This window comes from Grimontia sedimenti (assembly GCF_011045095.1).
Classification (GTDB): domain Bacteria; phylum Pseudomonadota; class Gammaproteobacteria; order Enterobacterales; family Vibrionaceae; genus Enterovibrio; species Enterovibrio sedimenti.
Window position 1 is genome coordinate 277,257 of sequence record NZ_JAALDL010000003.1, and the last position, 15,051, is coordinate 292,307.

General features: G+C 47.6%; 12 protein-coding genes. 9 read left to right on the top strand and 3 right to left on the bottom strand.

Annotated elements, in window-relative coordinates; all coding sequences use genetic code 11:
• Nucleotides 1-65: 65 nt before the first annotated feature.
• Complete coding sequence (locus tag G5S52_RS24305; RefSeq protein ID WP_165012352.1) at nt 66-2,129, bottom strand: EAL domain-containing protein; 2,064 nt, start codon at nt 2,127-2,129, stop codon at nt 66-68.
• Nucleotides 2,126-3,394, bottom strand: a complete 1,269-nt coding sequence (locus G5S52_RS06730) for a GGDEF domain-containing protein (protein WP_235956121.1) — start codon at nt 3,392-3,394, stop codon at nt 2,126-2,128. The genes G5S52_RS24305 and G5S52_RS06730 overlap by 4 nt, the downstream gene beginning before the upstream one ends.
• Before the next feature lie 338 nt (nt 3,395-3,732).
• Here G5S52_RS06730 and G5S52_RS06735 point away from each other — a divergent pair, with 338 nt between their 5' ends.
• The 8 genes from G5S52_RS06735 to G5S52_RS06770 all read left to right on the top strand — a co-directional run bounded on the left by G5S52_RS06735 (nt 3,733) and on the right by G5S52_RS06770 (nt 12,940).
• A complete protein-coding gene (locus G5S52_RS06735) occupies nt 3,733-4,581 on the top strand; it encodes a TauD/TfdA dioxygenase family protein (RefSeq protein ID WP_368737457.1) in 849 nt (282 codons plus the stop codon).
• Between the two features lie 615 nt (nt 4,582-5,196).
• On the top strand, nt 5,197-6,852 hold the full coding sequence (locus G5S52_RS06740; protein ID WP_165012354.1) for a peptide ABC transporter substrate-binding protein: 1,656 nt from the start codon (nt 5,197-5,199) through the stop codon (nt 6,850-6,852).
• An 8-nt stretch (nt 6,853-6,860) separates the two neighbouring features.
• Entirely contained in the window at nt 6,861-7,808 is a 948-nt protein-coding gene (locus G5S52_RS06745; protein WP_165012355.1) for an ABC transporter ATP-binding protein, read from the top strand.
• Nucleotides 7,809-7,818: 10 nt separating this feature from the next.
• Entirely contained in the window at nt 7,819-8,835 is a 1,017-nt protein-coding gene (locus G5S52_RS06750; RefSeq protein WP_165012356.1) for an ABC transporter ATP-binding protein, read from the top strand.
• Nucleotides 8,832-9,794: an ABC transporter permease gene (locus G5S52_RS06755; protein ID WP_002540561.1), complete on the top strand. Its 963-nt coding sequence runs from the start codon at nt 8,832-8,834 to the stop codon at nt 9,792-9,794. The genes G5S52_RS06750 and G5S52_RS06755 overlap by 4 nt, the downstream gene beginning before the upstream one ends.
• Nucleotides 9,795-9,796: 2 nt before the next feature.
• Complete coding sequence (locus tag G5S52_RS06760) at nt 9,797-10,738, top strand: ABC transporter permease (RefSeq protein ID WP_046303310.1); 942 nt, start codon at nt 9,797-9,799, stop codon at nt 10,736-10,738.
• Between the two features lie 151 nt (nt 10,739-10,889).
• On the top strand, nt 10,890-12,077 hold the full coding sequence (locus G5S52_RS06765; RefSeq protein ID WP_165012426.1) for an NnrS family protein: 1,188 nt from the start codon (nt 10,890-10,892) through the stop codon (nt 12,075-12,077).
• A gap of 140 nt (nt 12,078-12,217) precedes the next feature.
• Nucleotides 12,218-12,940 carry a class II glutamine amidotransferase gene (locus G5S52_RS06770; protein WP_165012427.1) on the top strand — a complete coding sequence of 241 codons (723 nt, stop codon included), beginning with the start codon at nt 12,218-12,220 and terminating at the stop codon, nt 12,938-12,940.
• Between the two features lie 30 nt (nt 12,941-12,970).
• Here G5S52_RS06770 and G5S52_RS06775 read toward each other — a convergent pair whose 3' ends face one another.
• A complete protein-coding gene (locus tag G5S52_RS06775) occupies nt 12,971-13,729 on the bottom strand; it encodes a nucleotidyltransferase family protein (RefSeq protein WP_165012357.1) in 759 nt (252 codons plus the stop codon).
• 587 nt (nt 13,730-14,316) lie between these two features.
• Between G5S52_RS06775 and G5S52_RS06780 the strand changes: the two genes are divergently transcribed.
• Nucleotides 14,317-14,952: a 2OG-Fe dioxygenase family protein gene (locus G5S52_RS06780; RefSeq protein ID WP_046303307.1), complete on the top strand. Its 636-nt coding sequence runs from the start codon at nt 14,317-14,319 to the stop codon at nt 14,950-14,952.
• Nucleotides 14,953-15,051: the final 99 nt, after the last annotated feature.

Below are 15,051 nucleotides of genomic sequence, written 5' to 3' on the forward strand. Positions count from 1 at the left end.
ATTATCCGAGAAATCTTGTTTGTCCAGCGAATATCAGGCCCTAAAAGGGGCCTGATACTGAGAAATTACACTGGCATAGGTTTGTGTACGAGATAGCCCTGCAGGTAATCAATACCCAGTGTTTTGAGGTATTCCGCTTCTTCTTCCGTTTCTACACACTCCGCCACAATGCTCATTTTTAATGTGTCAGCAATTGAACGCAGGTCTTCAATGATGGTGCGTTTAATGGGGTCTGTTATGCAGTTTCGCACAAGAGAACCATCAATCTTTACGGTGTCCACGGGCATGGTTAACAGCTGGTTGTAGGTGGCGTGACCTGCACCAAAATCATCTAACGCCAGACGGAAACCCTGAGACTTTAGCCACTTCAGGTTTTCCAGCAACAAATCAGGGTTATCGATCGACCCAGACTCCACTATCTCGATGTTTATTTTGTCTGCAGGCATGCCGTTTGAGGTTACCCAGTCAATCAACTCAGACACAGCAATAGCATCGCTTAGATAGTCGGGTGTCAGATTAACAGAGCCATAGTCAAAGCTATCCGGTGCCAGTTTGCTGAGGTAGTCCAGCTGGCGCATCACGATTTTGTGCTCCAGTTGCTCGAGGTATCCCAATTTTTGCGCGCAGTGGAACACGGTGGCGGTATTCAGTACTTTGCCATCGAAAGAGAAACGACTCAGCAGCTCGAAACACGCTTTATCTGGCGTGGCGATGTTGAGGTAGTTCTGACGCAGGATCTGCACTTCACAGAGATCTAACTCTTCCAACATCGCGATGTAATCATCAAGCGAGGTGTCATCGCAATTCACCACATATCCCGGTGTGCCTTTATCGCCAAGACGCATGTTGACGTTGAGTCGGTTGACGGCTTGCTTGATGCGAATCCCTTTTCTGCAGCTGCAGTAATAAACCTTGTCGGGGTAAAAACTGATCTGGCGTTGGTCCAGATAGTCATCCAGCTTCGCTGGGATAGTATTTAACTCTGCCATCGCGTTTTCTGAGCTATTGGTCAGAATGACGAGCGCTGAGACGTCATAGAGCATGTAGCTTTGTTCGTAGAGTGTGGTGTGTTGCTGAAAGAATCGGGAGATCTGGCGCAAGATCCTGTCTCGTTTTTCCAGCGGATACTTGAATACCGGGCGAAGGTCGAGGGCTGCAACGACAAAGTCTTCCTTTGTTGCCGAATCTGCATCTAAACGCTGGTAAGAGCCAAAGTGACTTTGCTTATCGAAGTAGAGGCTTTTGAGATTGCTTTCTATCTCGAGACGCAGTGAGCGTTTGTATTCAAGCATGATGTAAATGATCAGCGAGAACATAAAGAACAAGGAAAGGCGTGTATTCAACGTATGAATATCGTCATAAGCATCAGCTTGGAAAATCATGCCAAAGCCTATAATCATGATCAGCGTCTGCGCCAGCTCCGAAAAATTGAAGACTGCGAGCGTTACGAGCGGCGCTAACAACAAGTAGGTAAAGTAAGGGGCACTTGAATTGGTGTCTGTGTAATTGAGCACCAGAAGGATACCCGCGATCAAGAGGGCTTTGTATAGCCAGTCTACTTTGGACAATGTCAAAAAAGAGGTGAAGTAGTCTCTCACGCTACTTGGGTTTTTAATGCCATACAGTGCCAAAGCAATGATTGGAGCAGTGATCAGTATCGCGATGGAATCCGTCAGGTAAAGGTTTAATGCGGCATCAAGATCGTACTTGTTAGGCGCTAAGACAGCGAGTGTTAATGCGCCAACACTCGGCGCGACAAACACGTAGAAACAGAAAGCGACGCGCACAGCATGTGGGTGCTCTCGCAGACGCTCAAAAGCAACGACAGAAAGGTAGAGGGTAACCGTCATGAAAAGGGTGTACATGTATCCCACCCCTGAAGGGATTGGGTTTAAAAAGGTATAGAAAGCCATCAACGCGAAAAACTGGCCTGCGACTCCGGCTCTACCATACATGTAGCAAACGGCCACCATGGCTCCGGATGTGACAGAGAAGAGCTGTGCACCAACCCAGCCGCCCATCGGGTACCAACCCAGTTGGGTACTGAAAAGCACCAGTGTGAAGGAAAACAGCCCTAAAAAAATGTCATTTCTCAGGGAGGTGTTAGGATGAGTGAGAATTTCTTTCACGCTAGAGTTACCCTATTACGGCCGCGGTGTTTTGAATGATATAAAGCGGCATCTGCGGCTTTGTATGCTTGTGAAAAGGTTGTGTTAGTCGCGACGTGACCACCGATAGAGACGGTCACGGGCAACCCCATGATCTTTTTCCCTGCTATGGCCTGCCTGATTTGTTCTGCCTTATCAAACAACGCGTTGCGCTGTATGCCTTTGAACATGACAACAAACTCTTCACCACCCCAGCGCACAGCCACGTCTTCTGAGCGGATGTGTGAAGAGAGTATGCTGGCACAGGCTTTGATCACTTCGTCGCCAGTTTGATGCCCGTGTTCATCATTAATCTGCTTAAAATGATCGATGTCTATCACCAGCATGGCAAAGCGGTTCATGCGGTTGAATCTTGGCTCATAAAAATCTCGCCTGAACAATCCCGTCATTTCATCGCGCTTGATGGAATGATCACGACGACGAAAAGAGTGAAAGGCAAGATGCAGTAAAGTCGCCAGCAGAAAGGACGGCGCCAGGCTTGCTTTCAATACATCAAGGTAATGAAATCCAACCTGGTAAGGTCCATCGTTTGCACAAGGGAGCTTTCCTCGCTCGGAATAGATGTTGTCTAGGCCATCTATGTTCAGAACTGTGTGGTGCTCGTCGTTATAGGCATCAACAATGTCTTGTGTGCGGCTTTCCTTGATATCCACGGCGACAATCGCATCCAGAGCCTGATTATTGTGGATTGGGTAATAGATGGTACGAATACGCTGATGGGTTTCACTCTCCACATACGCTTCCGTCATTCGCGTAATGCAGCCATAGAACTCACGATATGTATTGTTCAGGCGCTCGCGCTCAACCATGGCATTAACTCTGTCACTTGGCGCATAGGTGTCGAACGACGCAAGATAACCTGGACGCAATGGGTAAAACACACCATAACGGCTGGGCACATCTAAGACGACAATAGACCAGACGGAATCCGGCGCGCAGGTATCTAACCTGCTATTCAGTTTGTCTAGCCCATCAGACAAGTGCTTGACCTGAGTGTTGTCCTGGCGCACGACCACACTGATGTCGCCAAACTTGTGCACACCGTTGTGCATGGTGAGCGACGGTGAATTGTTATAAAAAGAACCAAAGCGACGGATGGTAGTAAACAGGCGGCGATAATCATCATCCAGCTTTTCAATCAGCTGTTTAGAATGCGCCATGTTGTAAAGCTGATAGCCAGTAGAAAGTACCAATAGCATCAGTAAGCACAATTTAACGAATGGCATGAGATGTAACTGCTTCATCGAGCAGCGAATTTTCTTTGCCATTACATTTGTTGTCATTGGGAGTGAAATCGCTTTTAAATGTGATCTGGGTATGATTTTTCGGCGAGTGTAAACTTTTTATCCGTTTGATCAACGAGGAAATTTTATTGGAATTATGAGTAAATTCGATTGTTGATCTTGTGTATGTTGAGATGGTGTTTATATGTAACTAATGAAATCAAAATTGTTCGGTAAAGGTCATTTATAAGGTTGTTTGGAATAAACAAACAATATAGAGATAAATTAAGACCTGTGTAATGTCGGAAAAATTAGCGTTCACCTAAAGTAAGGGACAATCAATCGTGGAAGTAACACTTTGTAATCCAAACATCGGTGCCGAGATTTCTGGTGTAGATCTGGCGAATTGCGATGAGCAGACATTTGCTGAGATTTATCAGGCTTTTTTAACATACAAAGTCATTTTCTTCCGCGACCAGTTTCTTTCTCCTGAATCTCAACTCAAGCTTGCTGCCAGATTTGGTGAGTTGGAAGAGCCACATCCTTTCTTTCCTCATGTATCAACACACCCTCAAGTCAGTGAAATTGAGACGACGCCCGGCAATCCGCCAGGAAAAAGTTACTGGCACACAGATATGACCTGGCAATCAGCACCACCCAAATGCTCGGTGCTTTGTGCTCAACATTTACCGGACAAAGGCGGGGACACCATTTGGGTCTCGATGGAAGCGGTTTATGCGTCCTTACCTGAAACTTTAAAGCAAAAGCTGGCAGGTAAAACAGCCACTCATGCGGTTCACGGTTTTGCAGGGAGTCGTTTTGACGACGTGAACGGTGATGGGGAGAGCCGTGTCGAAGGCATTTCGAAAGGCATGGTGGCGGTGAAACATCCTGTTGTTGCCAAACACCCGGAAACTGGTCATCCAACCCTTTATATCAATGAACAGTTTACCCGGTGGCTCGATGACCCCATTATGGAGAAAGAGGGGATAACGCTAGATAGGTTATTTGATTACGCCCACAATGCATCGTTTCAGGTAAGGTTTCGATGGGAAACAGGAAGTGTTGCTATTTGGGATAATCGCTGTACCCAGCATTTTGCAGTGACTGACTACGGTGACAAACCAAGGAAGTTACACAGGGTAGTGGTGAAAGGAACCCAACCCGAGCCTTTCGAGTCGTCTCGGTAGGTGTTTAAAACACAACTCGCGAAAATTCTCCTATCTGGAAGTCTATTAACATATCGCTCAATATGTGCAGCTGCTTATATCTGGTTAGGCAGTGATAAGTTCTGCTAACCCTGCAGTTTGAAGAGCTTGATCAAAAATCAAGGTTTTTACTTAAATGCCGAGTTTTGGCTTAAGTATTCTGTTGGTCAAAAACCCACCAAAGTTAACTCATTCCGCGCAACGTCGCTTTAAAACTGTGTGTTTAATTGCTTATAAGCACACTTAGTCACCTTTACACTACTGTCTCAAAAATAAAAATGAATATATGTGCATTTTTACTGAGTAAAAATGCTTTCTGGGTATTATTTTCTAGCCAGTAACTGTCTGATTTAAATAATTTTAAAATGTTAAAAATAGTGAAATGCGATGCAGGCAGATATTTCTGTGAGTAACGAGTTCCATTTGAATGAATTGTAGGCAGTATAGAGTCGACATGTAGTGAAACATATGTTTAACATTGCGGGAATATGCGCAACTTTTCTCTGCATCTGGTTTGGGGCCTAACAAGACCGCCTGTTTTGCGCATAGGTTTTGGGTAACGGATTTGCCCCTCTTGTTCATGAAGGAACCGATAATATGAAAAAAACAATCCTCGCCATGGCGATGGCAGCGCCACTGGCACTTTCTGCAGCATCAGCAAACGCCGAAACACTGAAAATTGGTATGTCTCAGTACCCTGAAGGCTTACACCCAACTTTGGTGTCCAATGTTGCAGCTTCTTATATTCTGAGCACGTCTTACCGAAACAGCGTTATCTACGGAAAAGACTGGTTACTGCAGTGTAATACCTGTGTTGAAGTCCCTACTTTTGAAAACGGTCTTGCTGAGCGAATTACATTGGAAGATGGCCGTGAAGGCATCAAGATGACTGTCGCTATTAAAGATGACCTGTTCTGGGGCGATGGTACGCCTGTGACAACCAAAGATATCCTCCTTGGTTACAACATTTCTGTCGATGAAAGGGTAGGTAACCCTGGACTGCAAGAAGCCAAGACTGTCGAGAAAGTCGTGGCTTTGGATGATAAAAATTTCGAAGTTTACTTGAACAAAGTGACTTTCAAATACAACACCTTCGTGCCTGATGCATTGCCAGCGCATATTGATGGTCCTTTGTATGAGCAAGACCCTGCCAGCTACCCGAAAACAACTCGTTACGCGACTGACCCGACTAACCCAGGTCTTTACTTTGGCCCATATGTTCTGACCAAAGTGAATGCAGGTAGCTTTATCACAGCAACGCCGAACCCGCATTGGAAAGGCAAAGCGCCTTCATTTGACGAGCTGATTTTTAAAACCGTTGAGAATACTGCGGCACTGGAAGCGCACCTGATGTCTGGCTCTGTCGATTATCTGCCAGGCGAGCTAGGTCTTTCACTTGACCAAGTACAACAGCTAGAAAAACGCCACAGTGGGAAGTTCAATGTTCATTACGAACCAGGTCTTCTGTATGAGCACTTGGATACCACGATGGATAACCCGCACCTTGCCAAGAAAGAAGTCCGTCAGGCGCTGCTTTACGGTGCGAACCGTCAACAGTTGGTTGATAAGTTGTTCGGTGGTAAGCAACCGGTGGCAAACACCAACGTAAGCCCGAGAGACACAACGTACTACGCAGATGTTAAGAGCTACGAATACAATCCAGAGAAAGCCAAAGAGCTGCTGAAGCAAGCTGGTTACACGCTGAAAAAAGGTGTGATGGTTGATGGCGAAGGCAACGAGCTTCATCTGGAGCTGATGACCACCGCAGGTAACAAAACCCGTGAACTGGTTCAGCAAGTGCTGCAGTCTCAGTGGAAACAGATTGGCGTAAAAGTGTCGATCGTGAACCAGCCTGCCCGTGTTTATTTCGGTGAAACACTTAATCAGCGTAAGCACAAAGGCCTCGCGATGTTTGCATGGTACTCATCACCTGAGAGCCCACCGCGTACCACACTGCTGTCTACCAACATTCCTACTGAAGAAAATGGTTGGTCTGGCCAAAACTACATCGGCTATAAAAACCCAGCGATGGATGAACTGCTGAACAAAGTAGAGAAAGAACTCGACACCGAGAAACGTAATAAGATTTTCCATGAAATCCAGAAAATCTATGCAGAAGATCTCCCAGCTCTGCCGCTGTACTTCCGTTCAGACAGCTTTGTTAAGCCAAAATGGCTGGAAGGCGTGACGCCAACAGGTCACATGTTCCCTTCCAGTAACTGGGTTGAAGAGTGGTATAGCACCAAGAAGTAGGAGCTTTTATGGATCAGACGATACTGGATGTTCGTCAACTGCGGGTAGCCTTTAAAGGCTACCCAGCGGTGAACGATATCAGCTTCCACATTAAGAAAGGCGAGATACTTGGTGTCGTCGGTGAATCAGGGTGCGGCAAGAGTCTTGCCGCCCTTACCCTGATGGGCCTGCAACCGAAGGTGATGAAAGCCAGTGGTCAGGTGGTATTTAACGGCGAAAACTTACTAGCAAACAAAGAAGCAGATTGGCAGAAGGTGCGTGGCGAAGGTATTGCCATGATTTTCCAGGAGCCAATGACTGCATTGAACCCGGTTGTGACTGTCGGTGATCAGATCGCTGAAATGTTCGAGTTGCACCGTGGTAGCAACAAGGTTGAAGCGCAAGAGCGCGCAATTGAAATGCTGGAAAAGGTACATATTCCTGATCCGGTTCGACGTGCAAAAGCCTACCCACATGAACTCTCCGGTGGGATGCGACAGCGCGTAATGATTGCCATGGCACTGGCATGTGAGCCGGAACTGATTATTGCCGATGAACCAACAACCGCACTCGACGTGACGGTTCAGGCTCAGGTTCTTGATTTACTGGAAGAACTTCGTGATACCACAGGGACTGCGGTTCAATTTATCAGCCACAACTTGGGTGTGGTTTCGCAACTGGCAGAACGCGTTATCGTAATGTACGCCGGTCGTATTGTAGAGCAGGCAACAGCAGAAGAACTCTTTGCCAACCCTCAACATCCGTACACTCAAGGACTTTTGGCGACACTTCCAAGAATCGGCGGCGCACGTGACGTTCTACCTGCCATTCCAGGTGCTGTACCACCACTTGACCAACGTGGACAGGGTTGTCCTTTCGCAGATCGTTGCGGAAAAGCAACGCCAACCTGTGTAGCAACCATGCCGGAAGAGGTGGAGCTGAACGCGGTACATACTGTGGCCTGCCACCATATCTAAGGACGGACCTATGACATTATTAAAACTAGACAACGTCTGTCAGCGCTATCCCATTGGCAAGAAAGGCTGGCTTGGGAAACCTGCGCAAGAATTGCGAGCGGTAAACAAAATTTCACTTTCCCTGAATAAAGGGGAGACGCTCGCCATTGTAGGGGAATCAGGGTGCGGCAAATCAACACTCGGCAGAATGGTCGCTCTGCTGGAATCACCGGTTGAAGGTGGCGTTGAAATTGATGGCATCCAAACAGCCGGATTAAAAGGGCAAGCGCTAAAAGACCTTCGCAGAAAACTGGGACTGGTTTTCCAGGACCCGTATTCCGCGCTTAACCCAAGATTGCCTATCTCTGAGCTGGTAGGCGAACCACTCGAAGTCTACAACGTGGGCGACAAAGCGTCGCGCAAAGCCAAAGTGATTGAGGCTTTGAAAGCCGTAGGTCTGAGCGAAGACGCGCTTGACCGTTACCCTCATGAATTTTCAGGAGGTCAGCGTCAACGTATCTGTATCGCTCGTGCTTTGGTGCTCGATCCAAAACTGATCATTGCCGATGAACCTCTGTCTGCGCTTGATGTATCGGTACAAAGCCAGGTATTGAACCTGTTTGCCGAACTTCAGCGCGAACGTAACCTTTCTTTCTTCTTCATCAGCCATGACATGGCGGTGGTTGATTATTTGGCCGACACCATCGTGGTGATGTATCTCGGTCAGGTGGTTGAACAAGCGCCGCGTGAAGCATTCTTCTCAAAACCGGCTCATCCATACAGCCAGGCTCTGCTTGCAGCAGTTCCTGAGGTAGGGAAGGGCAAACGTAAACGTGGTCTGGCGCTTCAAGGTGACGTGCCGAGTCCTATCGATCCTCCAAGTGGTTGTACTTTCCATCCCCGTTGCGCAAAAGCAACAGAGAAGTGTAAGACGGAAATTCCGGTTGCTTCAGTCTATGAAGACGACAGCAAACACATTGTTGCCTGTCACTATCCGGGAGAAGTGATCGACGTAAAAAAGATGGAATCTGAGGAGGCCACGGTATGACGCAATTTTTGATAAGCCGGGTGCTGCAGAGTCTGTTTGTTCTGCTCCTCGTTTCGTTCGTTTCTTATGCCTTGATTGGCCTGATGCCCGGTGACCCGATCGATTTGATGGCGACATCCGATCCAAACATGACCGCAGAAGACGTGGCTCGCCTTAAAGCGCTACAAGGTTTGGATAAACCGCTGTTAGAGCGTTACGGAAACTGGTTGATTGCAGCGTTACAGGGTGACTTTGGTTACTCGCGCCTTTACTACAAACCAGCGGAAGATGTGTTGATTCCGGCAGTTTGGAACACTGTTAAGCTGGTAGGTATCGCGACTCTGCTGTCATTGCTGATTGCAATTCCAGTTGGTGTGATTGCCGCGCTGAAACACCGTTCTTGGGCTGACTATGTGATTAGCTTTGGTGCTTTCGTCGGTTTCTCTACGCCAGCGTTCTGGTTGGCACTGATGCTGATTCTGGTGTTCTCTGTAACATTGGGCTGGTTACCAGCTGGTGGTACGGGTGAAGCGGAAGGTGGTGGTTTTTGGATTCAAGCCAAACACCTGATTCTGCCAGTGATTTCGCTGACGGTACTGAATGTCGCGAGCCATTCCCGTTATGTGCGAGGCACCATGCTGGAAGTGATGCGTCAGGACTATATCCGTACAGCGATTGCCAAAGGCGCATCGAAAACCCGCGTTATCTGGAAGCACGCTTTGCGTAACGCGATGATCCCTTTGGTCACCATCATTGCTTTGGATATCGGCTTCCTGCTTTCAGGTGCACTGATCACGGAAACCGTGTTTGCATGGCCAGGCATGGGTAAATTGATTTTTGACGCCATCATGGGTAACGACTACAACCTAGCATTGCTCGGTTTGATGGTGATTACCTTCACAGCATTGCTTGGCAACCTGTTGGCAGATATTGCCTATGCCAAGCTTGACCCACGTATCAGTCTGACCAAAGGAGCATAAGCATGACACAACAAGTGACTAACGCTGCTCCTGCAGCACCAAAACGTAAGGCATCTTCACCGTGGGTTCTTGTATGGCAACGATTCTGTCAGCACAAAGCGGGACTGGTGAGTGCGGTATTCATCGTTTTGCTGACTATCTTGTGTTTCAGTGCGCCATTACTGGCGGCGTGGTTTGGTCATGACCCGTTTGAAGTGGACTTCTTTGCCCGCTTTGAACCGGCGAGCAGCACGCACTGGTTAGGTGCTGATGAACTGGGCCGTGACGTATTCCTGCGCTTGCTTTATGGCGGTCAGGTTTCGCTGGCAGTCGGTGCAGTCGCTGCGCTGGCGACGGCGATACTTGGCACCTTGATTGGGGTATTTGCTGGGTATTTTGGCGGCAAGTTGGACTCAATACTGATGCGTATTGCAGATTTCACTTTGTCACTGCCAACACTGCCACTGATGATCGTTTTGGCAGCGGTAGACCTGAGCAAACTGGGACTGCCTGATAGCTGGGCACAAGGCGAGAATGCAAGCTTCATCCGTATCATTGTGATTGTTGCGCTGTTTGGTTGGCCAACCACTGCACGTCTGGTGCGTTCAGGTACCTTGTCTGTGCGTGAGCGTGACTACGTAAAAGCGGCAATTGGCTATGGCGCTTCACCTTGGCGCATCATTCGTCGTCACGTACTGCCGAATGTGCTTTCGCCGGTCATCATTGCGACTACCATGGCACTGGGTGGCGTAATCCTGCTTGAAAGTGCGCTGTCATTCCTTGGCCTGGGTATTCAACCGCCAATGCCATCATGGGGTAACATGCTGCAGAATGCGCAGGAAGTGATTTGGCAGTCGCCTGGTCTGGCTATCTATCCGGGGGTTGCCATCTTGATCACCGTTATGGCGTTTAACTTCCTCGGTGATGCACTGCAAGATGCGCTGGATCCGAAATCGGGAAGCTGATTTAACCTAGAAACCTTCTCAAAGCCGGCAATCGCCGGCTTTTTCTTTTCCTCAAGATACTGATTTGTTGATACAAAATTTTCTGACTTTCTTATGAGTACTTAAGGTGTATAATAAATGCATCTTTAGTTTTTGAAGAGACGTTTCCATGATGATCAACATTGTCGATAAGGCAAAGGAAGAACGTATTCCACCGGTTCTACGATTAGGCTTTAGGCCATTTTTCCTGCTGGCCTCTGTCTATGCTGTGTTTACTGTGACCGTCTGGAGCTGGATTTTCTCCACTGGCGCATCTACGTCACTCAGTGTCCCACCACTCTGGTGGCATGCTCACGAAATGTTGTTTGGATTTGCTATAGCGGTGGTGACAGGTTTCCTTTTGACTGCTGTTCAGACATGGACAGGCGTGAAGGGAACATCCGGTTGGAAACTTGCAATCATTGTGATGCTTTGGTTGTTACCGCGGGTTCTGTTTTGGACCGACACACCACTGGCGGTGATTGCTCTGATTGATGGTGCATTTTTGCTCGCCGTTGGCTGCGAAGTGGGAATGCGGGTGGTGAAAACGAAACGTTGGCGGAATTTGTTTTTCATTCCAATGCTCACCGTTGCACTTATTGCTAATTTCGCCAGCTATGCCACGGTGAAGGGAATGCCGCCATTTTCCTCTAATGTACTTTGGCAGGCGATGATTTGGTGGTTCATGCTGCTTATATCTATCATGGGCGGCAGGGTGATCCCATTCTTCACCGCAAAACGTTTTCAGTTTGAAGCACCAAAAGCCCTACTGTGGCTTGATGTCGCTGCTAATCTCCCGCTCATCTTACTGGCGATTCTGAGTTTCTTTCCTTTGGTGGACTCGACAGTTACTCTGACTTTGCTGCTGGTGGCGGGCAGTGCGCAACTGATTCGTCTATACCGCTGGGGTGGTGTTAAGTCAAAGAGTGAGCCTCTGGTTTGGTCATTGCACCTGTTTTATCTTGCTTTGCCGTTGGGAATCTTTGCCAAAGCAATGGCAATTAGCAGCCCTTGGGTATCTCATACTTTGATCCACCTACTGGCTATGGGTACCTTAGCAGGCGTTATTCTCGCGATGATTGCCAGAGTGACGATGGGGCATACTGGGCGTGCAATATATCAAGGTCCGCCGTTTGCTTTTGCCTTTCTTTCCCTCGTATCCGCTACCCTTGTCCGCGTGGTTGGGCCTTCGATCTGGCCTGAGTATTTGAGTACATGGATAGTGATTGCAGCGGTGGGATGGTCGCTATCTTTTGTCTCGTTTGCTGCTATTTTCGGCCCAATGCTGATAAAAGCAAGAACGGACGGCCACCCCGGTTGATTTAACTGCCCAACATAAAAATGCGCTGTCTGGCACGGCAATTTCCCATAACTCACGCATACTTAAAATGTCTGAAGTCATAGGAGGTTGCTGTGTGTAGGTGGTTAGCGTATCAAGGAAAGCCGTGTTTTTTGGATGAAATGCTTCATCAGCCAAATCATTCGCTGGTGTCGCAAAGTATGGATGCCAACAAGGCCGTAACGGCGGTCAATGCTGACGGCTTTGGTATCGCGTGGTATGGCGAAAAACCAACGCCAGCGCTTTATCGTGAAGTCTTGCCCGCTTGGTCTGATGCCAACCTAAAATCACTTGCTGAACACACACGATCTCACCGTTTTATGGCGCATGTCCGTGCGTCGACCGGTACGAATACCTCCCGAGAAAACTGTCATCCATTCAATGTCGATAATTGGCTGTTCATGCATAACGGGCAAATCCCTGAATTTGAACAGACACGTTACAGCCTTGAGCGGCATCTGGAAGAGTCATACTATCTGAAGCGAAAAGGCTCCACAGACAGTGAGCTTATCTTCCTTCTTCTGTTGCAGTACAACATGGAGTTGTCACCTAAAGAAGCGCTTAAAAAAGTCATCGCTAGGGTGGAAGCTGAAATGCGAGCAAAAGAGGTAGAAGATCCGTTTAAAGCATCGATTTGCGTCAGTAACGGTAAACAATTTTGGGGATTAAGGTATGCCACTCATGGTGTACCTCCGACGTTGTTCTACAAGCATCTAGACAGTGGCGTGGTACTGGCGTCAGAGCCATATGACACAGATAGAGAAGGTTGGAAGAGTGTGCCTGCACAGAGCTTCATTGCGCTTGAAGGCGAGCAGGTAGAGATTACGCAATTCGAGATGAGATAGGGCGGGGAACCGCCCTATGGTTTTTCCAGGTTATACCGCCATGCTGTATGGCTGATATTGCGCCCAGGCCATTTGGTACATCTTTCGGGATTGTTGGCGAAGCTGAGCGATCTTGGTGACTTCAAACTCCGTCATTTCGCGATGTGCTGCATCCCGCTCAATGCGCTGAATTTGCTCGTAGATACCATGTTCAGGGCCATTTTTGATTTTAGAGATGGCATTAAGGTGCAGTTGTACTTCTGCCACCAGTTGGCTTTCTGGCAGTGTCACCAGCACTTTCAAATCACGATAGCCTGAAGGGCGAGGAGCCTGAAAGCGGTTAATCACTTCAAGTGTCTGGGTTTGGGCCGCGAGCTTTTCGTAGGCCTGATTCAGAGAATTAATCGAGTCAGATTCAATGGTGATTCGCACGATATCAGTGAGCTTAGTCACATCACCATTCAGTTCTTTATCCACTTTTACAGCAGCGCGATCCTGCCCTTTAATGCCAGCACTCAGCACTTTTGCGTTTACAGAATCGGCAATGCCTGTTGCCAGTGTTTCCAACTCTTGTTGTGCGTCAGGGGCGAGCTTATAGAGAGTATCCAAGTCGCTAACGGGTTGATTGACCTGTTGAGCTCTGAACGAAGGAATAGCGAGTAAATCAGACAATGCTTGTTGAGGTTCAATTTGCTCATAAGCAGGGCTAGGGTGTTCAGGGAGGGACTTTATGTCTGGTTGATTGGCATAAGCTGGAACACGAATTACCAGAATCGGTACGATAATCAGCGCCTTAATCATTCTTCCCATTTACTTACCTCTTGGTTCCTAGGGTCTGTTGACCTTTGGTGATGATTTTTGCAGCAGTTTGTGGGGGCTTTATACAAGGCAGAGGCTTCGATGTGTAGCTGGCCTAGATGAGAAGCCGATAACGCAGAAGAAAGTTCCCACAAACGCTGCCCGAAGGGTTCAGCCCTAAGCGTTTTATGCTTTGTTGAGGTGTACTTGCTTAGAATGACTAGGCGGCACACACCTCGCCGCGCCTAAAACGCTTAGGGCTAGAACAAAATTTAACCACCAAAGGTCAACAGACCCTACTGCTTCCACATTGATATCTTATCTGTGGAACATGAATGTTAGCTGAATGGAAGATTCAGGTTCGCGCTCGAGTTCTCAAAGTGTGTTTGACCAATTTGGTACAGATCAAATAATGCAAAATAAAATCCTTTAAATTTTAATTTATTCCAATTATATGAGCGTATTTGGTATTTAAGGTGATTTTATAATCTATAAAAGATTGTCAAAAATGATGCGGTGTCGTTAACTTTATGTGATAACTGTGGTCGGTGAACTCTTATCCAGAGTGCCCGATTGAGGAACAATATGGAGGACGTAACATGTACCATCCAGATTACCTTATGCAGCTTTGTCATATCAGCGACCAGGCTGTGAAAGAACTTGTACCCATGTTTGATGATCTGCCAACTACCCCATATGCAGACGGTCAATATCGGTTAAGACGCTATTCGATTGTGCATTGTCATGACGGTGCGCTTCGACAAATGGAACATCACACTTTTGTGCAGTCGCAGGCTATCAACCAGCACCAAGGCGGTGTTGTCCGTGACTTTGAAGAACTGACGCCAGCGGTACTTCACTCTGAAGGATTGTTTGAACTCTGCCGCTTGTTTAAAGACAACAACGAGCTTGAAGACGAACAGGACATCGAAATCCACCAGATGCGCGTTGTTACACTGAACGACATCACTCCCGTCTCCCCGGAAGGGATTCACCAAGATGGCTTTGACCATATCGCGATTGCTGCAATAGACAGACAGAACGTACAAGGTGGTGAAATTCTGGTTTACAAAGACAGAAGTGAACAGCCGTTCTTCTCGCTGGCAATGAACAATGGTGATGTTGCTCTACTCGATGATCATGCGGTTTGGCATAATGCCAATCCCATCAGACCGCTCAATCCATCAGAGCATGGTCATCTGGATCTCTTTGTTTTGACAGCAAGAGAGCATTAACACCAAAAAGCAAAGCGCTAAAACCATAGACACTGGTGGCCAAATTGGCCGCCAGTCCTTTTTCATACGTTCTTAACTCACTGATTTCATGCATTAATC

Coding starts and splice junctions, on each gene's coding strand:
- G5S52_RS06780 (WP_046303307.1), top strand. CDS start 14,317: ATGTACCATCCAGATTACCTTATGCAGCTTTGTCATATCAGCGACCAG.
- G5S52_RS06750 (WP_165012356.1), top strand. CDS start 7,819: ATGACATTATTAAAACTAGACAACGTCTGTCAGCGCTATCCCATTGGC.
- G5S52_RS06770 (WP_165012427.1), top strand. CDS start 12,218: ATGCTTCATCAGCCAAATCATTCGCTGGTGTCGCAAAGTATGGATGCC.
- G5S52_RS06745 (WP_165012355.1), top strand. CDS start 6,861: ATGGATCAGACGATACTGGATGTTCGTCAACTGCGGGTAGCCTTTAAA.
- G5S52_RS06740 (WP_165012354.1), top strand. CDS start 5,197: ATGAAAAAAACAATCCTCGCCATGGCGATGGCAGCGCCACTGGCACTT.
- G5S52_RS06755 (WP_002540561.1), top strand. CDS start 8,832: ATGACGCAATTTTTGATAAGCCGGGTGCTGCAGAGTCTGTTTGTTCTG.
- G5S52_RS06775 (WP_165012357.1), bottom strand. CDS start 13,729: ATGGGAAGAATGATTAAGGCGCTGATTATCGTACCGATTCTGGTAATT.
- G5S52_RS06760 (WP_046303310.1), top strand. CDS start 9,797: ATGACACAACAAGTGACTAACGCTGCTCCTGCAGCACCAAAACGTAAG.
- G5S52_RS06765 (WP_165012426.1), top strand. CDS start 10,890: ATGATCAACATTGTCGATAAGGCAAAGGAAGAACGTATTCCACCGGTT.
- G5S52_RS06730 (WP_235956121.1), bottom strand. CDS start 3,394: ATGCCATTCGTTAAATTGTGCTTACTGATGCTATTGGTACTTTCTACT.